Origin of the sequence: Frateuria edaphi (assembly GCF_021117405.1) — a bacterium.
GTDB lineage: Bacteria > Pseudomonadota > Gammaproteobacteria > Xanthomonadales > Rhodanobacteraceae > Frateuria_A > Frateuria_A edaphi.
On record NZ_CP088251.1, the window covers coordinates 367,620 to 392,289 of the forward strand.

Annotated in this window: 21 protein-coding genes; 12 read left to right on the forward strand and 9 right to left on the reverse strand. The window is 67.5% G+C overall.

The genetic code is table 11. The features are described from left to right. Window positions 1-41: 41 nt before the first annotated feature. The 5 genes from LQ772_RS01670 to LQ772_RS01690 form a co-directional block, all read right to left on the reverse strand. Window positions 42-1,460: a short-chain fatty acid transporter gene (locus tag LQ772_RS01670; protein WP_231323410.1), complete on the reverse strand. Its 1,419-nt coding sequence runs from the start codon at window positions 1,458-1,460 to the stop codon at window positions 42-44. Window positions 1,461-1,677: 217 nt separating this feature from the next. Next, complete coding sequence (gene yedA / locus LQ772_RS01675; protein ID WP_231323411.1) at window positions 1,678-2,595, reverse strand: drug/metabolite exporter YedA; 918 nt, start codon at window positions 2,593-2,595, stop codon at window positions 1,678-1,680. A gap of 29 nt (window positions 2,596-2,624) precedes the next feature. Further along, window positions 2,625-3,011: a VOC family protein gene (locus LQ772_RS01680; protein WP_231323413.1), complete on the reverse strand. Its 387-nt coding sequence runs from the start codon at window positions 3,009-3,011 to the stop codon at window positions 2,625-2,627. Window positions 3,012-3,155: 144 nt separating this feature from the next. Next, on the reverse strand, window positions 3,156-4,022 hold the full coding sequence (locus tag LQ772_RS01685) for a methylated-DNA--[protein]-cysteine S-methyltransferase (RefSeq protein ID WP_231323414.1): 867 nt from the start codon (window positions 4,020-4,022) through the stop codon (window positions 3,156-3,158). A 75-nt stretch (window positions 4,023-4,097) separates the two neighbouring features. Next, entirely contained in the window at window positions 4,098-4,370 is a 273-nt protein-coding gene (locus tag LQ772_RS01690) for a hypothetical protein (RefSeq protein ID WP_231323415.1), read from the reverse strand. Window positions 4,371-4,446: 76 nt separating this feature from the next. Between LQ772_RS01690 and LQ772_RS01695 the strand changes: the two genes are divergently transcribed. Next, window positions 4,447-4,788: a Rieske (2Fe-2S) protein gene (locus LQ772_RS01695; RefSeq protein ID WP_231323416.1), complete on the forward strand. Its 342-nt coding sequence runs from the start codon at window positions 4,447-4,449 to the stop codon at window positions 4,786-4,788. 212 nt (window positions 4,789-5,000) lie between these two features. Here LQ772_RS01695 and LQ772_RS01700 read toward each other — a convergent pair whose 3' ends face one another. Both LQ772_RS01700 and LQ772_RS01705 read right to left on the reverse strand, forming a co-directional pair. Beyond that, window positions 5,001-6,083 carry a polysaccharide biosynthesis/export family protein gene (locus LQ772_RS01700; protein WP_231323417.1) on the reverse strand — a complete coding sequence of 361 codons (1,083 nt, stop codon included), beginning with the start codon at window positions 6,081-6,083 and terminating at the stop codon, window positions 5,001-5,003. 104 nt (window positions 6,084-6,187) lie between these two features. Beyond that, window positions 6,188-6,682: a hypothetical protein gene (locus tag LQ772_RS01705; protein ID WP_231323418.1), complete on the reverse strand. Its 495-nt coding sequence runs from the start codon at window positions 6,680-6,682 to the stop codon at window positions 6,188-6,190. Window positions 6,683-6,750: 68 nt separating this feature from the next. Here LQ772_RS01705 and LQ772_RS01710 point away from each other — a divergent pair, with 68 nt between their 5' ends. From LQ772_RS01710 to LQ772_RS01750, 9 genes are all read left to right on the forward strand, one after another. After that, on the forward strand, window positions 6,751-7,185 hold the full coding sequence (locus LQ772_RS01710; RefSeq protein ID WP_231323419.1) for a low molecular weight protein-tyrosine-phosphatase: 435 nt from the start codon (window positions 6,751-6,753) through the stop codon (window positions 7,183-7,185). A 25-nt stretch (window positions 7,186-7,210) separates the two neighbouring features. Then, window positions 7,211-9,427 (forward strand): polysaccharide biosynthesis tyrosine autokinase, encoded by a 2,217-nt coding sequence (locus LQ772_RS01715; protein ID WP_231323421.1) that lies wholly within the window; start codon window positions 7,211-7,213, stop codon window positions 9,425-9,427. 40 nt (window positions 9,428-9,467) lie between these two features. Continuing rightward, window positions 9,468-10,850, forward strand: coding sequence for a UDP-glucose dehydrogenase family protein (locus LQ772_RS01720; protein WP_231325838.1), 1,383 nt, complete (start codon window positions 9,468-9,470; stop codon window positions 10,848-10,850). Between the two features lie 151 nt (window positions 10,851-11,001). After that, on the forward strand, window positions 11,002-12,219 hold the full coding sequence (locus tag LQ772_RS01725; protein WP_231323423.1) for a polysaccharide pyruvyl transferase family protein: 1,218 nt from the start codon (window positions 11,002-11,004) through the stop codon (window positions 12,217-12,219). 14 nt (window positions 12,220-12,233) lie between these two features. Further along, window positions 12,234-13,139 carry a glycosyltransferase family 2 protein gene (locus LQ772_RS01730; protein WP_231323424.1) on the forward strand — a complete coding sequence of 302 codons (906 nt, stop codon included), beginning with the start codon at window positions 12,234-12,236 and terminating at the stop codon, window positions 13,137-13,139. Window positions 13,140-13,141: 2 nt separating this feature from the next. Continuing rightward, window positions 13,142-14,203, forward strand: a complete 1,062-nt coding sequence (locus tag LQ772_RS01735; RefSeq protein ID WP_231323426.1) for an EpsG family protein — start codon at window positions 13,142-13,144, stop codon at window positions 14,201-14,203. Between the two features lie 196 nt (window positions 14,204-14,399). Continuing rightward, a complete protein-coding gene (locus tag LQ772_RS01740) occupies window positions 14,400-15,854 on the forward strand; it encodes an asparagine synthase-related protein (RefSeq protein WP_231323428.1) in 1,455 nt (484 codons plus the stop codon). Next, window positions 15,851-16,948: a right-handed parallel beta-helix repeat-containing protein gene (locus tag LQ772_RS01745; RefSeq protein ID WP_231323429.1), complete on the forward strand. Its 1,098-nt coding sequence runs from the start codon at window positions 15,851-15,853 to the stop codon at window positions 16,946-16,948. The genes LQ772_RS01740 and LQ772_RS01745 overlap by 4 nt, the downstream gene beginning before the upstream one ends. A 42-nt stretch (window positions 16,949-16,990) precedes the next feature. Next, a complete protein-coding gene (locus LQ772_RS01750) occupies window positions 16,991-18,160 on the forward strand; it encodes a glycosyltransferase family 4 protein (RefSeq protein WP_231323431.1) in 1,170 nt (389 codons plus the stop codon). A 143-nt stretch (window positions 18,161-18,303) separates the two neighbouring features. Here LQ772_RS01750 and LQ772_RS01755 read toward each other — a convergent pair whose 3' ends face one another. Continuing rightward, complete coding sequence (locus LQ772_RS01755; RefSeq protein ID WP_231323433.1) at window positions 18,304-19,455, reverse strand: right-handed parallel beta-helix repeat-containing protein; 1,152 nt, start codon at window positions 19,453-19,455, stop codon at window positions 18,304-18,306. Window positions 19,456-19,914: 459 nt separating this feature from the next. Then, a complete protein-coding gene (locus LQ772_RS01760; RefSeq protein WP_231323435.1) occupies window positions 19,915-21,009 on the reverse strand; it encodes a right-handed parallel beta-helix repeat-containing protein in 1,095 nt (364 codons plus the stop codon). Window positions 21,010-21,711: 702 nt separating this feature from the next. On the opposite strand from LQ772_RS01760, the gene LQ772_RS01765 reads away from it, so the two are divergent. Beyond that, the gene (locus LQ772_RS01765; RefSeq protein ID WP_231323436.1) at window positions 21,712-22,998 is read left to right on the forward strand and encodes a tyrosinase family protein; all 1,287 of its coding nucleotides are present in this window, start codon (window positions 21,712-21,714) and stop codon (window positions 22,996-22,998) included. 372 nt (window positions 22,999-23,370) lie between these two features. Next, complete coding sequence (locus tag LQ772_RS01770; RefSeq protein ID WP_231325839.1) at window positions 23,371-24,555, forward strand: glycosyl hydrolase family 28-related protein; 1,185 nt, start codon at window positions 23,371-23,373, stop codon at window positions 24,553-24,555. Window positions 24,556-24,670: the final 115 nt, after the last annotated feature.

Here is a 24,670-nt window from a genome sequence, read left to right on the forward strand (position 1 = left end):
AACGTGGGGTGGGCTGAAGCCCACCCTGCGTGTTTTCCCGATCAGCCGGGCATCAGCGGCGGCGCGTATTGCAGCGTCAGCCCCAGCGCCCACAGCAGCCCCAGCACCAGCGGCACGTGCACCAGCAGCTGGATGAAGGTGAAGCCGACCACGTCGCGCGCCTTCAATCCCAGCACGCCCAGGAGCGGCAGCATCCAGAACGGGTTGACCAGGTTGGGCAGCGCCTCGGCGGCGTTGTAGACCTGCACCGCCCAGCCCAGATGCACGTGCAGGTCATTGGCCGCCTGCATGACGTACGGCGCCTCGACCAGCCATTTGCCGCCACCCGAAGGCACGAAGAAGCCCAGCACCGCCGAGTAGCCCCCCATCACCAGCGGGAAGCTGTCGGTGGTGGCCACGCGCACGAACACGCCGGCCAGCCGGTGCGCCAGCGTGGCACCGTCCGCGCCGGGCGCGTGGGTGAGCAGGGCAGCGATGCCGCCGTAGAGCGGGAACTGGATCAGCACGCCGGCCGTGCTGGGCACCGCGCGCGCCACCGCGTCGAGGAAGCTGCGCGGGCGCCAGTGCAGCAGCAGGCCGATGGTGAGGAACAGCAGGTTGTAGGTGTTGAGGTCGGCGATCGCCATGGCCGCCGGCACGCTGGCGAAACGCCGCAGCAGCCAGCCCAGTCCCAACACGCCGACCAGCAGCGACAGCAACGGGCTGTACTCGAGCCATTCGCCCGGCCGGGTGCGTGGCGGCAGCGCGGGGACCGCGTCCGAATCGGCCACGCCGCAGTCGCGGGCGCTGCGCACACCTTCGCCGGTCGGCGTGGTGAACCAGCACACCAGCAGCGACACGGCGATCAGCACCGCGGTGAGCAGCAGCGACTGCCACAGGAAGATCGTCTGACTGAACGGCAAGACCCCTGTGATCGCCAGCAATCCCGGTGGCATGCTGGCCGGGTTGGCCTGCAGCTGCGCGGCGGAGGAGGAAAGACCCATCGCCCACACCGCGCCCAGTCCGAGGTAGGCCGCGGCGCCGGCGGCGCGGTAGTCCATCGCAAGGTCGTCGCGGCGCGCCAGCGGGCGCACCAGCAGCCCGCCGAAGACCAGCGAGAAACCCCACGACAGCAGCGAGGCGAGCATGCTGACCAGCGCCACGTAGCACACGGCGCCGCGGCCGCTTTTCGGTACGCGCGCCAATGCATCGATCAGGCGCGCCACCACGGGCGCACTGGCCACCACGTAACCGCCGATCACCACAAACGCCATCTGCATGGTGAAAGGGATCAGGCTCCAGAAACCATCGCCGAAAGCCTGCACGGTGGTCGTCGGGGCGGCGCCGAAACCCAGCGCGAGCAACGCCACCAACGCGACGCCGAGCGCGGCGAAGACCCAGGCATCGGGGAACCAGCGTTCGGACCAGCCGGCGCAGCGCAACGCCGCGCGTGCGAGCAGACCTTGCCGCGAGTGATCCATGCCGCTCTCCGTTGCCTTCGCCCGCGGCATGGTGGCACGGAGACAAGCCCGGTAGGAGCGCACCTGTGCGCGACCGGGATGTGGGGAAGCCGCGCGCAGGACGCTTTCTGCGGGAGAACTCCGCTCGGCACCACGGCTGCTTCAATGCCGTCGGCCGGGCCTTCGGCTACCCGACCCGCGCGGTCGCGCACAGGTGCGCTCCTACACGCACTTTCGCCTAATGGGCGGGCTTCTTCGCCAGCGTGATCACGCCCACGCCCACCAGGATGATCGCCATGCCGCCCAGGTCGAACGGGCCGACGTGCTCGCCGGCCAGCAGCACGCCGAACAGCACCGCCACCGGCGGGTTGACGTAGGCGTAGCTGGTCGCCAGCGCCGGCCGTGCGTGCTTGAGCACGTAAAGGTACGCGCTGAAGGCGACGATCGACCCGAACAGCGCCAGGTACACCACCGCCGCCGTGGCGCGCAGGGTGGGATGCGCGGGCAGCTGTTCGCCGGTGCCGAAGCCGACCAGCAGCAGTGCGACGCTGGCGCAGAGCATCTGCGCGGCGGTGTTCATCGGCCCGGCCGGCATGTCCTGGCGCTTGCTCCAGGCCGAACCGAAGGCCCAGCTCATCGCCGCCACGATCAGCGCCAGCGCGCCCAGTCGCGAGCCGGAAAGTCCGCTGCCCAGGTTCAGCACCACCACGCCGGCGAAACCGATCAGCAAGCCGACCGTCTCGCGCCGGTTCGGCCATTGGCCGTACATGCCGGAGAACACCGCGGCGAACAGCGGCATGCTCGCCACCGCGACCGCGGCAATGCCCGAACTCACGCTCTGCTCGGCGTAGCAGACCAGCCCGTTGCCGCCCAGCAACAGCAACACGCCGGTCACCGCCGCGTTGCGCCACTGGCGTCGCGTGGGCGGGCGCACGCCGCGGATCCGCAGGAACGCGTACATGGCCGAGCCCGCGCCGAGGAAGCGCACGCCTGCGAGCAGGAACGGCGGATAGCTCTCCAGCGCGTAGCGGATGCCCAGGTAGGTCGAGCCCCACACGACGTACAGCGCGAGCAGGCCGAGCGGGATCAGCACACGCGGTTCGTCCAGCGCGCGGGCGGGAGCAGGAGTGGCGGAGGTGTCATCGATGGCGGACATGGCGGGAGATCATGCAGGGGGAGGGGGCTTCATTCGGCCTGGTGCGTGCCGATCCACCACAAATGGCCTTCGGGGTCGCGCAGTCCGGCGCTGCGGTCGCCGTAGGGCTGGTCGGTGGGCGGGGTCACGCTGGATGCGCCGGCGGCCAGGCCCGCGGCGTAACACGCGTCGACGTCGGGTACGTAGACATGGGTGGAACCGCGCACCGGATCGCGCCCATCGGGGCGCTCGCCGACCATCACCACCGAATCGTCGATCCACACCTCGGCGTGCATGATCGAGCCGTCATCGCGCATCTTGCGCAGCAGTTCCTTCGCGCCAAACGTCGCGTGCAGGAAGGCCAGCATGGCGCGCGCGTCAGCGACCAGCAGGTACGGCGACACGGCATTGTGGCCGGCGGGCTTGTGCGTGGGCATCGGCGGGATCCGGTGGAACGAAGGGCAAACGCCGGCAGCCGGCGAGGCCGGCGTCGATCAGGTGGTGTTGCCCGAAGCGCGCACGATAGCCGGAGCGGCACCGGCGCGGTAGCGCGCAGTTCTCAATCCAGCCTTGAGCGACGGTCAAGACGCGCGGCGGCGCTCCGGCTCCGCGACGCGGTTGCGCTCGCGCGCCAGCAGCTCGCGCTTGCGTTCCACACCCCAGCGCCAGCCGCCCAGCGAGCCGTCCTCGCGTACCACGCGGTGGCAGGGCACGATCAGCGCCAGTCGGTTGTTGCCGCAGGCGTTGCCGATCGCGCGGGCGGCGTTGGCGTCGCCCAGTTCCGTGGCGAGCGCACGGTAACTGCGCGTCTGGCCGGCGGGGATGCGGGTGAGTGCATCCCACACACGCCATTGGAACGCGGTGGCGGCGATGTCCAGCGGTGGCATGGCGGGCGCCGCGGCATCGCTCCAGCCCAGCTCGCTGGCGATGCGCGCGATCACCGCATCCAGCCATTCCTCGCGCCCGGCGTCCACGCGCTCGCGCGTGGCATGCGGGAATTCCCCGGCCAGCCCGCGTTCCAGCGCCACGTCGTCGTCGCCCAGGTTGACCGCGCAGATGCCACGCGTGGTGGTCGCCACCAGCAGCCGCCCCAGCGGCGTGCCGGTGGTGGTGTAGCGGATACACGCCCCGGCACCGCCGGCGCGGTAGCTTGCCGGGGTCATGCCGAGCAGGCGGTTGCTGTGCTCGTAGACGCGACTGCCCGAGCCGAAGCCCGCCTCGTAGACCGCGTCTGTCACGGCGGCGCCTTCACGCAGGGCGGCCTTGAACTGCCCGAAGCGGCGCGAGCGGTGGTATTCCGCCGGGCTCATGCCGAAGCGCCGCCGGAAAGCGCGCTGAAGGTAGGTGGGGCTCAGCGCCACCGCGCTGGCAAGGGCGTCCAGGCTGGGCGCGGTTTCGGCCTCGTCGAGCAGACGGCGGGCCTGTTCAAGCGGTTCGATGGCGGACATGGCGGCGTTCCGGTTTCCAGATGACGCCAGTTTGTGGCGTCAGCTCGCGCGCGGGCCATCCGCTTCTTGCGCGCCTCAACGCGCGACCGGGCGCCCTTCATGCAGGACCACGAAGTCGCCCTCGAGTACCTGCGGACGCGCTCCGGCGGCAGTCGCGGCACGGCCGACGGCGCGCGCGCGGTTCCACTGGCGCAACGCCAGCCACAGCCCGCCACCGACCAGCAGCACGCCAGCGACGAACAGCCCGAACACCAGCATCACGCCCAGCACGGCAACCCCGACGACCAGCGAAAGGGCGCGCGCAAGCGGGTGGCGGGGACGGGACGAGGGCAGCTGGAACAGGCGCATGTTAAAAATCCGTGTGGTAAAATCAACGACTTACGTGCGCAACGATGGGGCTTTCACGCCCCCGAGGCAAGTGCCGATGGACCTACCCCCCGGGGCGCTTTGCCGCCTCGATCACATTCCCGACGGCACCGCGGTAGCGGTGGACGCGACCCTGCCCGAAGGTCCCGAAACCCTCATCGTATTGCGCGACGGCGAGGAAGCGCGGGCCTGGATCAACGTCTGTCCGCACGCCGGGCGACGACTCGACTGGGCGCCCGGACAATTCCTGATCAGCCGCGGCACGTTGATCTGTGCAGTGCATGGGGCGAGCTTCCGCACCGGGGACGGGCTCTGCGTGGGCGGGCCCTGCCGTGGGCAGTCGCTGCGTGCGGTGCCGCTTCGAGTGGAGCGCGGGGTGGTCTGGCTGGCGAGCGCTTGAGCTCCCCTTCCCGTCCGGGGAGAGAGTGTGGTGACGGCAGCGGTGAAGTGCGCCGTTGCCTGGGTTGCCCTTGACTTCAACCTGCGCCGGATCGCCCATCCCACGGGCCTCTCACCCAGACCCCTCCCAAAGAAAAAAAAGGCCCGGCATGCGCCGGGCCTTTCTCGTTCCATGCCGGCGGACCTTCCCTGGTCCGCCAGCCAAACCTTCCGTCAGGGGTTGTTGACGCGATCGACCGAGCCGGCGGTCTGGTAGATCAGGCCGGACAGCGGCAGCAGCTGGCTCAGGAAGCGGTTCCACTTGGTGATGCCGGCCGCGCCGACCCACACCACGTCGCCCGGCTTGACGCGGAAGTTGTCCGCCAGGGCATAGGACGCCGGCGAGCGTGCGTTGAGGTGGAACACCTGCGCGGGCGTCTGGGTGAGCTTCTCCGAACCACGGATCACGTACACGGCGTTGCCCGAAGAGGTGATCGGGCTCAGGCCGCCGGCACGACCCAGCGCCTGGGTGAGGGTCAGCGCGGTGGTCTTGAAGGTGATGGCCTGCGGGCGGATCACCTCGCCCACGACATACACCTCCTTGTTGTCGTTGTACGGCAGGAACAGCTTGTCGCCGGGCTTGAGGTAGATCTGGCCGTCGGTGCCCTGGTTGAGCGCGGTCAGGTCGATCGGATAGGTCTTGCCGTCACGGGTGAGCGTGAAGCCGGAGAGGTCCGCTTCCTGCGTGTTGACGCCGGCCACGCCGATCGCCTGCGACAGCGTCATCGGCACCGAGTTGAGCACCTGCGCGTCGGTGTGCTGGAACGCGCCCTCCAGCGTGATGCGATGGCTGCCGTAGCCGACCACGTTGACGTCCACCTGCGGCTCGCGCACGAAGCTGCCCAGCTTCTTGGTCAGCGACTGGCGCAGTTCCTCGACGGTCAGCCCGGCCGCCTTGATGGTGCCGGCATAGGGATAGAACAGCGTGCCGTCAGGGCGCACCAGGCGGCCGTTGGCCACGGTCTGCTGCTGCGAGCCCGCGGGCGAGGTTAGTTCCGGGTGATCCCACACGGTGATGTACAGCGTGTCGCCGGGGCCGATGCGGTAGTCCTCCGGCTGGTACGAGACCAGTTCCTGCGGAATCGCGCTGGCCTGCGTCTGGCTGCTCTCCACCAGCTCCGGCGTGATCTGCAGCAGCTGCATGTGGCTGTTGTCACTTTGCAGCGCGCCCTCGTCCATGCGCTGGCCGGGGACGATCGCGCAGCCGTTCAGCGCGACGGCGAAGAGAAGGATGGCTACTGCGGGTAGCGTTTTCATAATGCGTCCTTTCTGCTGGGCCACCGTGGGGATAATCGTGACGAATTATTGAAGTCATTCGTCTGACACGCCCGCGACATGGCGGTTTTGGCTAATGGCGACGGTTAATGCGAGTGGGTGTATCTATAGCTTTTGCCGATGGCTTGCGCGGTTGCCGCGGCGGGCGTTTCCGACGTGCCGCGGACGCTTCGTCCACGCACGCCATCGATCAGCGCGGCGGGGCTGGCGCCGGCCTGCACCAGCGCCAGCCTGGCGGGAGCCGGGGCGCCGGTCGTGACATGCGGTGCCTTGTGTGCCAAGGCCTGGCCGGCGATCAGCAGACCGGCAAGCGGAAGCACGAGCTTCAACTGGTGCATGGGTTGGGCCCCCCGAAGATGGAACGTTTGCCAAGCGGGCTCGACGAATCTAACGCGATCATTCGTGAATGCGGTGAGAAAGACGTGTTTCCAAGTTGGCGATATGCCAGGCCCAGCCCGCGTGAAGAAAAGATGTAGCTGAGAAAGCATTTTCTTCACGTAAATGAAGGAAGTGTCCAACATGATTTTTTCACGGAACACGAGTTTTACTGCCGACTCTCTACCGGCCGGTTCGGCGTCCATCACGCGCCTGGTCGGCGTGGCATCGACAGGGGCCACATGGCCTTGGGTTTTTCGGGAGTGTGCGGATCGTGTTCAACAGCATCCTGGTGGTCTGCGTCGGCAATGTTTGCCGCAGCCCGGTGGCGGAATTCCTGTTCCGCCGCGAACTGGGCGAGCGCGACATCCACGTCAGCAGCGCCGGCCTGGGCGCGCTGGTGGGGCGGCCGATCGACCAGAACGCCGCCGCACTGCTGGAAGACGACGGCATCGATGCCAGCGAACACCGTGCGCGCCAGCTCGAGGCATCGATGCTGCGCGAAGCGGACCTGGTCCTGGCGATGGAGCGCCGACACCTGAACGCGGTGGTGAAGCTCGCCCCGGAGGCCAGCGGCAAGGTGTTTCTTTTCGACAAATGGCACGCGGGCAGCGACGTGCCGGATCCATTTCGACGTTCGCGCAGTGTGTTCGAGCAAGTACACGCCTCAATCGAACGTGGCGTCGGCAGTTGGCTGCGCTACCTGTGAACCCCCCAAGCCTAGGAACCGGGCTATGACCACCAAACAGACCTTCCCGTCCTCACCGCGTCGCGATGACGACATCGATCTGCACGCGCTGCTCGGCACGCTGCTCGACCACAAGTGGTTGATCATCGGCGTCACTGCGGTGTTCTTCGTGATCAGCGTGATTTATGCCACGCTGACCACACCGATCTACGAGGCCACCGCCACCGTACAGGTGGAACAGAAAGTCCCCAGCCTGCCTGGCCTGGACGATCTGTCGCAAACGTTGGGCACCTCTTCCTCGCAGGCGACCACCGAGATCGCACTGATCACCTCGCGCACGATCATCGGGCAGGCGGTGAACAACCTCAAGCTGGACATCACCGCCAAGCCGGAGCGCTTCCCGGTGATCGGCGACTACATGGCGCGCAGCTACAACCCGCAGATGCCGGGTGACGTGGCCCCGCCGTTCATGGGCATGGACAGCTACGACTGGGGCGGCGCGGAACTGGACATCTTCCAGCTCGACGTGCCTTCGGCGCTCCTCGACAAGCAGCTGCGGCTGGTCGCCGGTGAGCATGGCACCTATACGCTGACCGACGCGGGCGACAACGTGCTGCTGACCGGCCGCGTGGGCGAATCGGCCACGGGCAACGGCATCACGATGCAGGTGCAGTCGCTGCACGCCAATCCCGGCGCCGTGTTCGACGTGGCGCGCCACTCGCACCTGGGCACGATCACCGGCCTGCAGGGGGCCATCCAGGCCACCGAGCAGGGCAAGGACTCGGGCATCATCGTGCTCACCTACGACAACATCGATCCGGTGCTGGCAACGCAGCTGCTGGACCAGATCAGCGCGCTGTACGTGCAGCAGAACGTGGAGCGCAACTCCGCCGAGGCGGCCAACAGCCTGAAGTTCGTCAAGGAGCAGCTGCCCAAGGTCAAGATGGACCTGGAGAAGGCGACCGCCGCGTTGAACGCGTTCCAGATGCGCGCGCACTCGGTGGACATCAGCCTGCAGACCAAGGGATTGCTCGACCAGACGGTCGCGCTGGACACGCAGATCGAAAACCTGCGCATGCAGATGGCCGACGTCGAGCGCAAGTTCACTTCCAACCATCCGACCTACCAGGCCCTCGCCGCGCAGATCGGGCAGTTGCAGGGCAAGAAGGCCGCGCTGGAGAAGCAGGTCGGCCACCTGCCCGACACGCAGCAGGAACTGCTGCGCCTGACCCGCGACGTGCAGGTCAGCAACGAGACCTACACCAACCTGCTCAACCAGGCCCAGCAGCTCGACATCGCGCGCGCCGGCACCGTCGGCAACGTGCGCGTGGTCGACCGCGCCGCGACCAACACCAACCGTCCGGTGTGGCCGCCGAAGATGATCCTGGTGCTCGCCGGCACCGCGCTGGGTGGCCTGCTCGCGCTCGCCTTCATCTTCATCCGCCAGTTGCTCAACCGTGGCGTGGAAGACCTGGCCGCCATCGAGCACGTCGGCCTGCCGGTCTACGCCTGCGTGCCGCTGTCGGCCGCCGAGCGCGAGATCACCGAGCGCAATGGCCGCGTGCGACGAGGGGCGTACGCCCAGCACCTGCTGGCGCAAAGCGCGCCGGACGACCTGGCGGTGGAGGCGTTGCGCAGCCTGCGCACCAGCCTGCACTTCGCCCGCCTGGAAGCGAAGAACAACCTGCTGATGATCTCCAGCCCCGGCCCGGGCGCAGGCAAGACCTTCGTCGGTTCGAACCTGGCGGCGGTGATCGCGCAGGCCGGCCAGCGCGTGCTGCTGATCGACGCGGACATGCGCAAGGGCGCACTGCACACCGTGGTCGGCGGCCGTCCGGAGCAGGGCCTGTCGGAACTGATCTCCGGCCAGATCGGCCTGTCCGAGGCCGTGCGCACGGTGGAGGGGGCGAACAACCTCTACTTCATCTCGCGTGGCAAGGTTCCGCCGAATCCGTCCGAGCTGCTGATGCACTCGCACTTCACCGCGTTGCTCGAGAAGCTCAAGCCGCGCTTCGACCTGATCATCATCGATACGCCGCCGATCCTGGCGGTGACCGACGCGGCGGTGATCGGCCATCACGTAGGCACCAGCCTGATGGTCGTGCGCTTCGGCGTGAACCAGGCGCGCGAGATCGCGCTGGCCAAGCAGCGCTTCGAACAGAACGGCGTGCCAGTGAAGGGCGCGATCTTCAACGCGGTCGAGAAGCGCAGCGCCGGCTACTACGCCTACGCGTACTACGAGTACGCGGGCGCCAAGGCCTGATCACGCTTTCCACCTCGAATCAGAAGGATTTCGCATGACACTGAAAGTCACCCTGTTCGGTACCGGCTACGTCGGCCTGGTCACCGGGACCTGCCTGGCGGAAATGGGCAACCACGTCCTGTGCGTGGACGTGGACGCGGCCAAGGTCGCGCGTTTGAAGCATGGCGAGGTGCCGATCTACGAGCCAGGCCTCGCGCCGTTGGTCAAGCGCAACCACGAGGGTGGTCGGCTGGACTTCACCACCGAGGCGGAGCCGGCGGTGCACCACGCCGACGTGATCTTCATCGCCGTGGGGACGCCGCCGGACGAGGACGGCAGCGCGGACCTGCGCTACGTGCTCGAAGTGGCGCGCAGCATCGGCAAGCACCTGAACCGCTACGCGGTGGTGGTCAACAAGTCGACCGTGCCGGTGGGCACCGCCGACAAGGTGCGCGCGACCATCGCCCAGGCGCTGGCCGAGCGCGGCGCGGTGATTCCGTTCGACGTGGTCTCCAACCCCGAGTTCCTCAAGGAAGGCGATGCGGTGGAGGACTGCCTGCGGCCGGACCGCATCGTGATCGGCAGCTCCAGCGAGCGCGCCGTCGGCGTGCTGCGCAAGCTGTACGCGCCGTTCAACCGCAACCATGACCGCACGGTGGTGATGGACGAGCGCTCGGCCGAGCTGACCAAGTACGCGGCCAACGCGATGCTGGCGACCAAGATCAGCTTCATGAACGAGATCGCCAACATCGCCGAGCGCGTCGGCGCGGACATCGAACAGGTGCGCCGCGGCATCGGTTCGGACCCGCGCATCGGCTACCACTTCATCTACCCCGGCGCCGGCTACGGAGGCTCGTGCTTTCCCAAGGACGTGCAGGCGCTGGAGCGCATCGCGCGCACGGTGGACTACGAGGCGAAGCTGCTGGGTGCGGTGGAGGCGGTCAACCACGCGCAGAAGGGCAAGCTGTTCGAGCTGATCGAGCGCCACTGCGGCGGCCAGCTGAAGGGCCGGACCGTGGCGTTGTGGGGCCTGGCGTTCAAGCCCAACACGGACGACATGCGCGAGGCGTCCAGCCGGCGGCTGATGGAACAGCTGTGGGCGGCCGGCGCCAGGGTGCGGGCGTTCGACCCGGAGGCGCGCGCGGAGACCACGCGCATCTACGGCGAGCGGCCGGACCTCACGCTGTGCGAGGACGCGTACGAGGCGCTGGACGGTGCCGACGTGCTGGCGATCGTGACCGAGTGGAAGGCGTTCCGCGCGCCGGACTTCGCGCGCATCCGCGGCGCATTGAAGGACCCGGCGATCTTCGACGGACGCAACCTGTACGACCCGGCGCAAGTGGAGGAGGCAGGGCTGGCCTATTACGGCATCGGGCGCGGGCGTTCGCTCGCATCGGTGCCGGTGCCCTCGGCGGCCGTGCTGCGGCCGGCGGCCACGGCCTGAGCAAGCATCGCCCGCCGGCCGCGCCAGCCGCGGCCGACGGGCGGTTGCCGCCGCCCGAAACGGTGTCTGGACGATGCCGCCTCCCACCGCCGCCGGATCGGACGCAGTCCGCCAACCCGGTCATTCCTCGTATCCACGCCAGGACGCTCACGTGAAACGCTTCTACCTCTCCGGACAGCGCACGTTTCGCAACCGAGGTTGCGAGGCCATCGTGCGCAGTACGGTCGCCCTGCTGAAGGAACAATTCGGCGACGTCGAGGTGCTCGTGCCCTCGGTCAACATCGCGCGCGACAGCGAGCAGTGGCCGAATGCCGCCGATGACGGCGTCCGCCTCGTGCGCGCCTACCTGCCGCCGCCGTCGCGCTACTGGGTGCAACTGCAGAGCCTGCCGCTGCCGCTGATCAAGCGCGCCGGCTGGCCCTTCCCCATGCCGCGCTGGTTGCGTCGCCAGCTCGAATCGGTCGACGCCGTGCTGGCCGTGGGTGGCGACAACTATTCGCTCGACTACCGCATCCCCTCGCCGATCATGAGCGTGGACGGCTGGGCCATGGACATGGGCAAGCCGGTAATGCTGTGGGGCGCCTCGGTCGGTCCGTTCGAGCGCGAGCCCGAGTTCGTCGAGCCGGTCACGCGCCACCTGGCGCGCATGCATTTCGTGGCGGCCGGCGAGTCGATGAGCCACGACTACCTGGTCCACAAGCTGGGCCTGCGCAACGTGATCCGCATGGCCGAGCCCTCGTTCATGCTCGGCAAGGAGCCGGTCGACCTGGCGCCGTTCTGGCCGCGCGGCGAGGGCCACGTGCTGGGCCTCAACGTGAGCCGGCTGATCGAACGGCACAAGCGCCAGGACAAGGACCTGCACGCGGAACTGGCGGCATTCATCCGCCACGCGGTGAAGGAACACCAGCTTGGCGTGCTGCTGATCCCGCACGCCGACCCGCTGCGCGAAGACACGCGCGGCGGCGACGCGGCGTACATGGAACCGTTGCTGGCGCGGCTGGCCGACCTGGGCGACTCGGTCAAGATGATGCCCAACGACTTCAACGCGGTGCAGACCAAGTACGTCATCAGCTACCTGCGCTTCTTCATCGGCGCGCGCGCGCATCCGGTGATCGCCGCGCTCTCCAGCGGCGTGCCCACGGTGTCGATCGCGTACAGCGTCAAGGCCTGCGGGATCAACCGCGACATGTTCGGCAACCAGGAAATGGTGCTGCAGGCACGCAACCTTTCCTCGACCTCCCTGCGCGAGGCGCTCGATCACCTGGTGCAGCGGGAGGACACGCTGCGCAGCCTGCTCGAACAGCGCACCACCGAGTGGCAGCTCGCCGCGCGGGCGGCCGCCGCACGCATCAACGACTGCCTGTGCTGACCCCGGGAGCCTCCATGGAAACGCTGATCGCAGGAAACACGATGCGCCCGACCCTCGCCCTCGACGACAAGGTGGCGCCGGTGAGCGTGGTGGTGCCTTGCTACCGCTGCGTCGACACCATCGGTCCGGCGGTGGCATCGGTCGCCGCGCAGCAACTGCCGCCGGCCGAAGTGCTGTTGGTCGACGACTGCAGCGGCGACGGCACGCTCGAGCGCCTCTACCAGGTGGCCGCCGAATACCCGGATGGCTGGGTGCGTGTCTTCACGCTGGCGCGCAACGGCGGGCCCAGCGCGGCGCGAAACCACGGCTGGGAGCACGCACGCCAGCCGTACATCGCTTTCCTCGACGCCGACGACACCTGGCATCCGGAAAAGCTCGCGATCCAGATGCACGTGCTTGCGGGCGATCCGGGCATTGCCCTGCTGGCACACGCCATGAACGTACAGGCACGCACCGACCCGCCGCCGCAGGTGCGCCGTCCGATCGCGGTACGCGTCCTGCCCAACCGCTTGCCGCTGATGGGCAGCCCGTTTCCCACCGCCTCGATGCTGCTTCGGCGCGACCTGCCGTTCCGCTTCGACGAACGCCGCCGACGCGCGGAGGACTTCATGCTCTGGGCGCAGATCCTGCTCTCCGGCTACCGCTGCGCGCGGATCGAACCCGTGCTGGCGTCCTGGCACAAGCCGCCGTTCGGCGCCGGCGGCCTGAGCGGCGACATGGAAGCGATGTACGCCGCGGCGATCGACGTGCGCCGCACGCTCCACGAACAAGGCCTGATCGGCGGCGCGCGCATGCGCGTGGCCGCCGTGCTGGGCGTGGCCCGCTACGCGCGCCGGCGCGCCATCACCTACGCGCGCCGGTTCTCCGCGGGCACGCGCTCCACCGGCACGCGTGCCACCCATGCCGACCAGACGAGCTGACGATGAACACCACCAGCACCATGGACCAGCCCCTCGCGTACTCCGACAGTCCGACCAACACCAATGCCCGCGTGCTGCTCGGGCTGATGCTGGTGGCGGCGGTGATCGTCGTGGTCACCTTTGCCGTGGCTACCCGCGGCAACATCGGCACCGACACCTCGGTCTACGCCAGCTTCTTCGAAAGCCTCCAGCACCATGGCGAAACGGACAGCCGCTTCGAACCGGTCTTCTACTACCTGAGCGTGATCCTGGCCGCCACCGGCATGAGCTTCACGGGCTACGAGGGCGTGATGTTCCTGGTGATGATGGGCACCGCGCTGGTGGCCACCCGCCGCTACCACACGTTCCTGGAGAGCGAGACCGGCTACACGACCTTCCTGGCCGCCTCGCTGCTGTTCCTGTTCATCTCGCCGGTGATGTCCAACGCGACGATCAACGTGATGCGCCAGGGCCTCTCCTCGCTACTGGTGTTCACCGCGCTGCTGGCGTTCTACCAGCGCCAGTGGCGCGCGTTCATCCTGTGGGGCCTGCTGGCCACCGGGTTCCACTACTCGGCGCTGCTGTACCTGTTCTTCGCGCCGGTACTGCTGCTCAATACCAAGCTGCTGCGCGTGGCTGGCATCCTGGCGTTCCTGGCCTACTGCAGCGGCGTGACCATGGTGCTGGTGCGGGCGCTGGTGCCAGCCGTCTACACCATGGTGATGGCCTACGACGCCGGTTCCTCCTACAAGGCCGGTGTGCGCCTGGATTTCGCGGTGTTCTCGCTGTTCTGGTACGTGTTGCCGTGGGTGGTCGCGCCGTTCGTGCGCGAGCCGGTGCGCGAGCGCATCAACCAGAGCACCGCGATCTACCTGGTACTGATGCTGCCGTTCTTCGCGGTGGGCTGGGGCAACTTCTCCAACCGCTACCTGTTGCCGGCTTGGTTGTCGGTATCGCTGATCCTGGCCGCGATCTGTTGCGACAGCCGGCTCTCGCCCCTGCGCAATCCGGTCGTGCTGCGGATGGGGCTGGTCGGTGCGGGCGGCGTGTTCTGCTACTACGTCACCCACGGCGTGGTGCTGTGAACCGCCTGCCGCCGCTCCCGAAGCGCGCGTGTGCCGTCCCTCGGGCGGCCGCGACCGCGACGCTTCACCCGTCGCCTGCATCGCGATTGCTATCTGTAAACGCGCGCGCGCATTGCGGCCCGCGGCCATAAGGCGCGTCCCGATGTCCGCGCCAGTCATTCCACGCCAGCCCAGGGCGTCTGCAAAGGAAGACACCATGTCCACCGCCACCGCCGTGCAGGATGCCGATCCCCGCATCAAGCTCCAGGCTTCGCCGTACCGTTACGACGCGGATTTCGCGCCGTTGTCGGGGCAGGCTGGCGGCAGGCCGATCGATCCGGTTTCCGTCGCCGACGTGCTGCGCAATGCGTTCGTGTATCCGCCGCATACGATCTATCGGGATGTCCGGGTGGCGGTGATCGGCTTCGACCCGGAACTCGACCTGCATGCGGCGCCCGAATACCGCTTTCCGTTCCGCTCTTCGCCCGCGCCGAAGCGGCCGACCGAACAGGTCGCGGACGAGGACTCGCTGCTCGAAACCTACCACCGGCTGCTGTGCGAGGCGGTCACGCGCTCGACCGCTGGCATGCATACGCCCTGGATGCTGCAGAGCGGCGGCAAGGATTCCAGCTCGCTGGCGATCGCGGTCGCCGAGGCCCGGCCGGACACCACGTGCCTGACCTATCTGGGCGGGCGCGAGGAGGACGAGGTCGAGTCCGCCCGCGCGGTCGCGCGGCAGCTCGGCCTGCGCCACGAAGCGCTGGTGTGCCAGCCGGCGCGCGCCTACGACCGTTACCTGGCGATGGTGCCGCGCCTGCCGTTGCTGTCGGCCGACTTCGCCATGCTGTCCTACGCCGATCTCACCACCGAGATCGCCGGCGCCGGCGGTGATGGCGTCATCGACGGGCTGGGTTCGGACATCTATTTCGGCACGCCGGTGGATGCGCGCAAGAGCGCGCTGTTCCGCATGGCCAGGGATCTTCCGGTGCCGGCAAAGCTGTTCGAGGCCGGCCCGGTCAGCCGCAGCTTCGTCGCCTGCTTCGTGCTGGCGACGCTGGGCATGGACCCGTTCGAGCGCTACTTCCCCGGCTCGCGCTTCAGCGACGCGGAAGTCGACCGCCTGCTGGGCCGCCCGGTGGCGTCGCAGTCGCGCCAACGCCTGCGCGTGTTCCAGGAGGAACTTGCCAACGCCCGCACCATCGAGGCGCGCAAGCGCGTCACGCTGGCGATCGTCGAGGCCGGCGCGGGCTTTCCCAAGGGGCAGTACACCACCAGCGCGCTCGGCCTGCGCCAGGCCTATCCGTTCTGCGACCCGCAGCTGGCCGAATGGGTCTATCGCGAGGTGCCCGACGCGCAGCTGATCGACCGCGACGGCCACAACAAGCCGCTGGTGCGCAAGCACATCGCGCGTCGCTTCGGCGAGCTGCCGTACGTGCGTGCCAAGGGCTGCTTCCGCTTCGACCTGTGCGGGCTGGCCGCGGAACGCTTCGAGCAGGTGCACGCCTTCGCCGTGGAAGCGCGCGACCTGGTGCCCGGCGCCGCGCGCTGGCTGGAGGATTACCGCGGACGCATGGGCAACAAGTTCTTCGCCTCCAAGTTCTACCTGCTGGCCGTGGTGCTGCCGTGGCTGCTCAGCCGCGCCGACGCGCCGGCGCAGAGGCCCGACGCATGAACGGGCCCGACGCCAACGCGCGCCGCCTGTTCCTGCAACGCGCCCTAGCGCTGGCGGGGGCCGCGCTGTTGCCGGCGTTGCCGCGTATCGCCACGGCGGCCGCCAACCAGATCGACGTGCGCGCCAAGGGCGCGCGCGGCGACGGCAAGACCGACGACACCACCGCGATCCAGGCCGCCATCGACGCCATCGCCGCCACCGGCGGCACGGTGCACGTGCCGGCGGGCAACTACATGATCGACGCCGCGCGCGCGATCAGCCTGCGCTCGAACATCCGCCTGGAAATGGCGCCGGACGCGCAGTTCACCGCGCTGCCCAACACGCTCAAGCGCTACCACGTCATCCGCGTCTGGCGGGTGGACAACGTGCAGATCGTGGGCGGCCGCGTGGTCGGCGAGCGCGACCAGCACCGTGGCGACAAGGGCGAGTGGGGCTACGGCATCAACATCCAGGCCTCGCACAACGTGCTGGTCCAGGGCACCCGCATTTCCGATTGCTGGGGCGACGGCATGTGGATCGGCGCGTTCGGCCGCGGCGCCAAGGCCGACATCTCCACCGACATCACCGTGCAGAACGTGGTGTGCACCAACAACCGCCGCCAGGGACTGTCGCTGGGTCCGTGCCAGCGCGTGCGCATCCTGGACAGCACCTTCAGCGACACCAACGGCACCAAGCCGCAGTCCGGCATCGACCTGGAGCCGATGGGGCAGGGCGAGGTGAAGGACGTGCTGATCCAGGGTTGCACGCTGACCGGCAACAAGGGCTGTGGCGTCGAGATCCATCACAGCGTGTCCGGCGTGGTGATCCGCCGCTGCACGATCCGCGACAACGGCGGCTTCGGCGTGCTGGCCGCGCAGATGAACGACCTGTGGGTGGACGACAACGTCATCACCGCCAACGGCATGAGCGGGGTCAAGCTCGCCGGCCACACCAGCGACGTGAAGGTCACCGACAACACGCTGTCGGACAACAGCGCGCATTCGATGCGCCGCGCGCTCAAGGCGATGACCTCCGGTGGCGGTGGCGACCACCCCGCGCAGCTGCACATCGGCGACAAGACTTCCAACGTGCAAGTGTCGGGCAACAAGTTCTAGCGCGGCACGCGCCCAGGAGCGCAACAGCAAAGGATCCGAGCGATGAAATTCGTCTTCTACGCCAACACCGACTGGTATCTGTACAACTTCCGCCTGTCGACCGCGCAACGGTTGCAGGCCGATGGCCACGACGTGGTGATGCTCTCCCCGCCCGGCCCGTTCGGCGGGCGCTTTGCCGCGCGCGGCTTCCGCTGGATCACGCTGCCGATGGACCGCGCGAGCCTCAACCCGCTTCGCGAGGCAGTGACGCTGCGCCACCTGGTGCGCATCCTGCGCCGCGAGAAGCCGGACCTCCTGCACAACTTCACGGTCAAGTGCGCCGTCTATGGCGGCGCCGCGGCGCGCATGGCCGGCGTGCCGGCCACCGTCAACGCGGTAGCCGGCATGGGCTACGTGTTCACCAGCAACGATCTGAAGGCACGCTGCCTGCGGCCGATGGTGCAGGCCTTGATGCGCGGTACGCTCGACCATCGCCGCTCGCTGCTGATCCTGCAGAACCCGGACGACGCGGAGATCTTCCGCCGCTCGCGGCTGGTGGCGCGCGATCGCATCCACGTGATCCGCAGTTCCGGCGTGGACACCTCGCGCTTCCGTCCCAGTTCGATGTCCGGCCGCGATGGACGCCTGCGCGTGCTGCTGGCCGCGCGCCTGCTGTGGGAGAAGGGCATCGGCGAGTACGTCGAGGCCGCCCGTCAGCTCAAGGCGCAGGGCCGCGACATCGAGTTCGTGCTGGCCGGCGCGCCCGACCCGGGCAACCCGCGCTCGGTGAGCGACGAGCAGGTGGGACGCTGGGCCGCGGAAGGCGTGATCACGTGGCTTGGCCACGTCGAGGACATGCCCGCGCTGCTTTCCACCATCGACGTGATGGCGCTGCCCAGCTATTACCGCGAAGGCGTGCCCAAGAGCCTGATCGAAGGCGCCGCGGCGGGACTGGCGCTGATCACCACCGACCAGCCCGGTTGCCGCGAGGTGGTCACGCGGCACGGCATGGACGGTCTGGTGGTGCCGCCGCGCAACGCCGCGGCGCTGGCCGCGCTCGTCGCGCGGCTGGACGACGACCGCGAATTGCTGGCGCGCCTGGGCGCGAAGGCGCGCGAGAAGGCGATCGGCGAGTTCGACGAGCGCGCGGTGATCCAGCGCACGCTGGACGTCTACGAGCGCCTGCTGGGCACGGACATGCCCGGCGGTTCGCTGGCCGGCTCGGCCTCGTAGCGCGCCACGCAAAAGAAATCGGGCATCCGCGCGCAGCTTCGCCCCCTGCGAACAGCAAAAAAAGAAAACGCCGGGGCAGCGTGGCTGCCCCGGCGCGAGGTCGTGCGCTTGCGCGACAGCCTGGCGGCTGCCCGCGGCGCGGTTTACTTCCGCTTGGGCGAAAGGGTGTTGTTGGACTGGCTGATCGAATAGGTCTTCTTGCCGATCTGGATGTCGCGGCTGGTGCCGCCGCCGGCGCTCGTCGCCGACATGTAGCGGGTGCTGTTGTACTGGAGCTTGTTGTTGCTGATCGTCACGTTGTGGGTCTTGGCGCTCATGCGCAGGCCCGCCAGGCCGTTCTTCGTGGCGTGGTTGCCATTGAGCTGCATGTGGTGCGCGTTGATCGACATCAGGCCGAAGCCGCGGTTGCCGCTGAACGTGTTGCCTGCGAACGTCACCTGGGAAACGTGGGCATGCATCTCGATGCCGTTGCCGTTGTTGCCCGAGATCAGGTTGTTCTCGAGGCGGATGGTGTCGGCCGGGCCTTGTTCCTGCGGCTCGAAGTCGATGCCGGCCTCCGGCAGCGTGCCCTTGGTGTCCTTGAAGGTGCTGTTGACGATGTAGACGTGCTGCGCCGGACCGATCGACAGGCCCTGGCGGCGGTTGTGCGAGGACGTCACGTTGTTGAGCGTCACGTAGTTGGAGCGGTCCAGGCTGCCGTTGCGACCCAGGGCACCGATCCACATGCCGTCGCCCCAGAACTCGGACAGGTGCACGTTGCGCACCAGCACATGATCGGAGCCGGAGATGTTGATGCCGTAGCCCCACTCGCCGCGCGTGCCCTTGTGGCGGGCGCGGTCGCCGGTCATCTTGCCGCCGACGATCTCGACGTTGTTGGCGTTGTGCACCTTGACCACCCAGTAGCGGCTGGCGCCGTTGGGGATCACGCGAAGTTCTGCGCTCGGGTCGAGCTTCAGCCGCGTATGCGAATGCAGCTTGAGCGCCTTGGTGGCGTCGATCATGTAGCGGCCGGCCGGAACGAAGACGGTGCCGCCGCTGCTGGGCAGCGAATCGATCGCCTTCTGGATGGCGGCCGTGTCGTTGTGCGTACCGTTGCCGCGGGCGCCGAAGTTCTTGACGTTGACGGTGCGCGAACCGATCGAGATATTGGGGGTGGCGTCCCACCAGGAAGCAGCAGCAGCAGGAAGTGCCACGGCAGACAGTGCCAGCGAAGCGGCGATCACCAGGGGCTTGGCAAACAGCGAGCGCTTGGCGGTCTTCTTCGCGGAGGACTGGGTGTCGTGCAAATTCATCATCAGGAGTTGACCCTCTCGTCACGTGAAAGTGACGCGAACCATGCATGACCTTCACGGACCCTAACAAGCTCGACCATTGGGTGCCGTTCATGAAAATTGCACGGGCCTCCGACGGGCTCGGGGCAGTTCCGTGACACGCTCGTAACCGTTTCGTTTTACGTTCGCGATCAAGGCGTTAAGAAGCGGGTGGAAAGACGCCCGGGTCCCGATCGTCCAGGCGCCACCGACAGACGGCACGGACATGCCCACGGGAGTCGGAAACGAGCGCTTGTCGAGGGGTTATGCACGCGTTCTTGACGCTGTTCCGGTCCCTCGCGCGTCCGCGCCTTCACGCTTTGCAAGAAGCACAGCGAGAGCCGCGGCGCACGCGGTTCGAACAACGCCCCCTCGAACAAAAAAACGCCGGGCATCGCTGCCCGGCGCTGTTTTGTGCAAAGGCCCTCCTGGCCTGGCCAGCCCTTAACCGTTGGGCGTGAGCTGGTTGCCGGAAACCGAGATCGAGGACGTCTTCTTGCCGATCTGGATATCGCGGCTGTCCGCGCCGCCGGAGCTGCTCGGCGACATGTAGTGCGTGCTGTTGTACTGCAGCTTGTTGTTGCTCACGGACGAGTTGTGCGTCTGGCCGCTCATGCCCACGCCGGCCAGGCCGTTGCGGGTCGCGTAGTTGTTGCTGACGTGCAGCTGTCCCGGGCCGATGGCCAGCGAGCCGAAGCCGTCGTTGCCGCTGAGCGTGTTGCCGGTGATGGTCACGTTCGAGACGTTGTAGTGCAGCTCGATGCCGTTGCCGGCGTTGCCGGAGAAGGTGTTGTTCTCCAGGCGGATGGTGTCAGCCGGGCCCTGGTCCTGCGGCTCGATGTCCAGGCCGGCCTCGGGCAGCGTGCCCTGGGTGTTCTTGAAGGTGCTGTTGACGATGTAGACGTGCTGGGACGGCCCGATCGACAGGCCCTGGCGGCGATTGTGCGAGGAGGTGACGTTGTTGACCGTCACGTAGTTGGAGCGGGTCAGGTTGCCGTTCGCCTTGACGGCGCCGATCCACATGCCGTCGCCCCAGAACTCCGAAAGCACCACGTTGCGCACGAGCACGTTGGAAGAGCCGGAGATGTTGATGCCATAGCCCCACTCGCCGGTGTTGCCCTTGTGGTTGGCACGGTCGCCGGTCATCTTGCCGCCGACGATCTCGACGTTGTTGACCTTGAAGGCCTTGACCACCCAGTAGCGGCTGGCGCTGTTGGGGATCACTTTGAGCTCGGCGTCCGGGTCCAGCTGCAGGCGCGTGTGCGAATGCAGGGTGAGCGGCTTGAGCGCGTTGATCATGTAGCGGCCGGCCGGGACGACGACCGTGCCGCCGCTGCTCGGAAGCGAGTTGATGGCGGACTGGATGGCAGCGGTGTCGTCATGCGAACCGTTGCCCAGCGCGCCCTTGTTCTTGACGTTGACGGACGCCGAGCCGATCGAAATGTTCGGCGTCGCGTCCCACCAGTTGGAAGCGGCAGCGGGGAGTGCCACGGCAGACAGCGTCAGCGAAGCGATAGCGATCATCAAGTGCTTTTTCATGGAGAAATTCCGCTTGGTGGTGCCCGGCTTGGCCGAGGACTGGGTGTCGTGTTGATTCATCATCAGGAGGTTGACTCTCTCGTCACATGGAAGCGACGCGGAAGATGCAAGTCCTTCACGGGACTAACAAGCTCGACCATTGGGTTCGGTTCATGGAAATCGGGCGGACCGGTGCGCGCCGGATCGTTGGCGCACGCGGCTTGGCGGGCGATACGAGCGGATTGGCGCGCCCGTGCAATCGGATCGGAAAAGACCGCGATGACGGGCCCGCGAGGGGGCAGCGTCGAGGCAATGGCAGGCAGGCGGGTGCCTGTGCGCGAGCGTATGCAGGAAAGCGGCGCTTCCTATACCTCCGGTTGACGTGCCTCGCTATTCACTGAATAGGTGCCTAGGACGGCACCTTCAAAAGCGGCCGCCGGAACAGCCCCGCCGCGCCGAAAGTCTGCAATCCCGCTTGAGGTCTCGTCCCCACTTCCGTGCCGGGCAATCCGGGCGCGTTGATCCCTCGAGACCCGCTAGCCCCATGGAGGACCAACCATGATTTCAAGAAGGCGCTTTCTTCAGTCGTCCGCTTCCCTTGCCCTGTTGCCGCTCCTGCCGGGCGTGGTCAGGTCCGCCGATACGATCGTGCGCACCCGGCCCAGTTGGGACACGTTCTGCACCGGCCCCCTGTACGAGCCTTTCGTCGCCGCGATCGGCGCCATGCGGAACAACCGAGGCACCACCACGCCCGCGAACTGGGGTTACTGGGTGGATGTCCACGTCAATTTCTGTCCCCACCGCAGCCCGTACTTCCTCGCCTGGCACCGCGGATTGCTGTATCGCTTCGAGGAAAACCTGCGCACTGTTTCGGGCATCCCCGACATGGTGCTTCCGTACTGGGACTACTACACCCATCCGAAAGTCCCGCCGGAGTTCCTGGACACCACCTCGCCGCTGTGGCGCAAGGAGCGCACGGGCGACGATGTCACCGAGGCGCTGAGCCTCGATCCGTTCGCCGACGACGTGATCAATTTCCAGCGCGGCAGCGGCAACGCGTTCGAGACGAAACTCGAGAACGCGCCGCACAACCCGGTGCACAACCTCATCGGCGGGGCGATGGGCGACATCATCATTTCACCCCGGGATCCGCTGTTCTGGGTGCATCACGCCAACATCGACCGGTTGTGGCTGGCCTGGTTCGAGGCCGGCGACGGGCGCCAGATGCCGCGGGCCTACCAGAACTACTGGCAGGGCTCCTTCCAGTACGGCGATGCGGTGGACGAGGTGCCGCGCGTGTGGGCCAGGAACCCTTCCCGGTACATGTTCTACCAGTACGAAAACCAGACCATGCCCGCCGCGCTCCCGCCCACCGAGCCGCCGCCGCCCACCTCCACGTCGGCGGTACGCGCCACCTCGCTGTCGTCGTTCTCGGCTCCGCGTACGGCGCCGCTGCGGCCGGCGAGCGTGCGGACCACCGCGCTGGGCGCATCGGAGCCGCTGGTGCTGGACGAACACTCGATCACCGTGGACGTTGCGCTCACCACCCAGGACGCCAGCCAGGTGCGTTCGCTGCTGCTGCGCCCGACCGGTGCGCAGGCCACGGCGAAGGCCGATCCGCTGCGCCTGGTGCTCGATGGCGTGCAGCTCACCGGGCTGGGCGCCAAGGGCGGGTATTTCTACAGTGTGTTCGTCAACCTGCCCGAACAAGCGGGAGTGAACCAGCCCGAGCGCAAGTATCTGCTCGGCATGCTGGGCTCCTTCGAGATCGGCGTGGCGCAGATGCAGGCGGCCATGCAGGGCAAGGGAATGCAAGGCATGCAGGACATGCACGGGGCAGGCAAGCCGGAAGTGCGCTTCGTGTTCCCGCTGAGCAAGGCGCTGCGCGGCATCTGGCCCGCGGACCTGGACAAGCTCAGCATCTCCTTCGTGCGGGCGAACGGCCGTGCCCATCCGGCCAAGGGCGACACGATCCACCTCAAGTCGTTGCGGGTGGAAGCCGATAACTAGCCATCGGACGTGACGCATCGGCCGGCCCGTGCCGGCCTGCCAAGGGCGCCGTAGCGATACGGCGCCCTTTTTCCGTGTGGGGCGCATGCCTCCGCGCCAAGAGGTTTCGGTGGCGTGCAACGGGTGGCCGCAGTCATTCCGCCGAAAGCTGGCAGGCGCCTGTCTGTGTGCCCTGCAGCCCTTGTGGGATGCGGTTCTCGCCTGTCACGACAGGCTTCGAGGCCGCCCGGGTACGTTTTGCCAACGTGATCATGTTTTGTTCACTTGGGGTCCTCTGTCGAGCTTGCTTAGGTACGTGACGATCGCGCATTTTTTGCGTGAGCTTCGCGTGACGAAGTGCTACCCGACAAAAGACCCGAGATCCCGTTGAACATGAACACTTCCGTTAATAATCAGCAGCTTGCCGTCGCCGGCCGCGCCTCCGTCACCGCGAAGAACCTCGTGAAGAAGCCGTTGATGCTGGCGTTCGCCGCGCTGGCCCTTTCCGCCATCGCCGCGCCTTCGTTCGCCGCCGACTGGTGGACCGCCATGCCCAAGCCGGTCATCGGCAAGACCATGACCGTCGACGTGCGCACCAAGGGCGCCCTGGGCGACGGCGTGCATGACGACACCGCCGCCATCCAGGCCGCCGTCGACTCGCTGCCGACCAGCGGCGGCACGGTCTTCGTGCCGGCCGGCCACTACATGGTCAACGCCACCAAGCCGATCAAGCTGCGCTCGCACACCCGGCTGAAGATGGATCCGGCCGCCACCCTGGAAGTGATCCCGACCAGCGCCAGCCGCTACATGGTGATCCAGGTCTACAACGCGACCGACGTGCGCGTGGTCGGCGGCAACCTGATCGGCGACCGCACCAAGCACCTGGGCGACACCGGCGAGTGGGGCTACGGCATCAACGTCACCGCCTCGACCAACGTCGTGCTGAAGAACGTCAATCTCTCCAACTTCTGGGGCGACGGCGTCTGGATCGGCGCCAAGGACGTCAACAAGGTGCACGTGCGTTCGGACTACGTGACCGTCGACGGCATCGTGTCGAGCAACAACCGCCGCCAGGGCCTGTCGATCGGTCCGTCGCAGCACGTCTACATCGTCAACAGCACGTTCCAGGGCACCAACGGCACGCTGCCGGAAGCCGGCATCGACATCGAGCCGATGACGGAGGGTGAGACCAACGCGATCCGCCTGGAAAACAACACCTTCGCCAACAACCACGGCAACGGCATCGAGCTGCACGCCAACATCGCCGACATCGCCATCGTCGGCAACACGATGAAGGGCAACTACGGCTTCGGCGTGATGGGCATCGGCGCCCCGTACGTCACCGTCACCGGCAACTTCATGACCGAGAACGGCCTGGCGGGCGTGCGCCCGAGCGGCAAGTCGCACGACTGGCTGATCACCGGCAACACGCTCAAGTACAACAGCACCCGCTACATGTCCGCCACCAAGGAAGGCGGTTCGCTGAGCCGCGACATCCAGTTCAGCAAGGGCTCGTACAACATCACGGTGCACGACAACCTGTACTCGAACTCCAAGTACAACACCTACACCCGCTAAGCATCACCGGCTGGGTACTCCCCGGGGCAGCCTCATGGCTGCCCCTTTTTTTTGCGCCGGTCGACCGGCCGCCGGGCATTGACGATGCATTGATCCAGTCCGGTCAATGCTAGGT

What these genes read in the sequence shown, in the direction of transcription:
- LQ772_RS01670 (WP_231323410.1), bottom strand. Translation starts at nt 1,460, where the DNA reads ATGGATCACTCGCGGCAAGGTCTGCTCGCACGCGCGGCGTTGCGCTGC.
- yedA (WP_231323411.1), bottom strand. Translation starts at nt 2,595, where the DNA reads ATGTCCGCCATCGATGACACCTCCGCCACTCCTGCTCCCGCCCGCGCG.
- LQ772_RS01680 (WP_231323413.1), bottom strand. Translation starts at nt 3,011, where the DNA reads ATGCCCACGCACAAGCCCGCCGGCCACAATGCCGTGTCGCCGTACCTG.
- LQ772_RS01685 (WP_231323414.1), bottom strand. Translation starts at nt 4,022, where the DNA reads ATGTCCGCCATCGAACCGCTTGAACAGGCCCGCCGTCTGCTCGACGAG.
- LQ772_RS01690 (WP_231323415.1), bottom strand. Translation starts at nt 4,370, where the DNA reads ATGCGCCTGTTCCAGCTGCCCTCGTCCCGTCCCCGCCACCCGCTTGCG.
- LQ772_RS01695 (WP_231323416.1), top strand. Translation starts at nt 4,447, where the DNA reads ATGGACCTACCCCCCGGGGCGCTTTGCCGCCTCGATCACATTCCCGAC.
- LQ772_RS01700 (WP_231323417.1), bottom strand. Translation starts at nt 6,083, where the DNA reads ATGAAAACGCTACCCGCAGTAGCCATCCTTCTCTTCGCCGTCGCGCTG.
- LQ772_RS01705 (WP_231323418.1), bottom strand. Translation starts at nt 6,682, where the DNA reads ATGGACGCCGAACCGGCCGGTAGAGAGTCGGCAGTAAAACTCGTGTTC.
- LQ772_RS01715 (WP_231323421.1), top strand. Translation starts at nt 7,211, where the DNA reads ATGACCACCAAACAGACCTTCCCGTCCTCACCGCGTCGCGATGACGAC.
- LQ772_RS01730 (WP_231323424.1), top strand. Translation starts at nt 12,234, where the DNA reads ATGGAAACGCTGATCGCAGGAAACACGATGCGCCCGACCCTCGCCCTC.
- LQ772_RS01735 (WP_231323426.1), top strand. Translation starts at nt 13,142, where the DNA reads ATGAACACCACCAGCACCATGGACCAGCCCCTCGCGTACTCCGACAGT.
- LQ772_RS01740 (WP_231323428.1), top strand. Translation starts at nt 14,400, where the DNA reads ATGTCCACCGCCACCGCCGTGCAGGATGCCGATCCCCGCATCAAGCTC.
- LQ772_RS01745 (WP_231323429.1), top strand. Translation starts at nt 15,851, where the DNA reads ATGAACGGGCCCGACGCCAACGCGCGCCGCCTGTTCCTGCAACGCGCC.
- LQ772_RS01750 (WP_231323431.1), top strand. Translation starts at nt 16,991, where the DNA reads ATGAAATTCGTCTTCTACGCCAACACCGACTGGTATCTGTACAACTTC.
- LQ772_RS01755 (WP_231323433.1), bottom strand. Translation starts at nt 19,455, where the DNA reads ATGATGAATTTGCACGACACCCAGTCCTCCGCGAAGAAGACCGCCAAG.
- LQ772_RS01760 (WP_231323435.1), bottom strand. Translation starts at nt 21,009, where the DNA reads ATGAAAAAGCACTTGATGATCGCTATCGCTTCGCTGACGCTGTCTGCC.
- LQ772_RS01765 (WP_231323436.1), top strand. Translation starts at nt 21,712, where the DNA reads ATGCGGAACAACCGAGGCACCACCACGCCCGCGAACTGGGGTTACTGG.
- LQ772_RS01770 (WP_231325839.1), top strand. Translation starts at nt 23,371, where the DNA reads ATGAACACTTCCGTTAATAATCAGCAGCTTGCCGTCGCCGGCCGCGCC.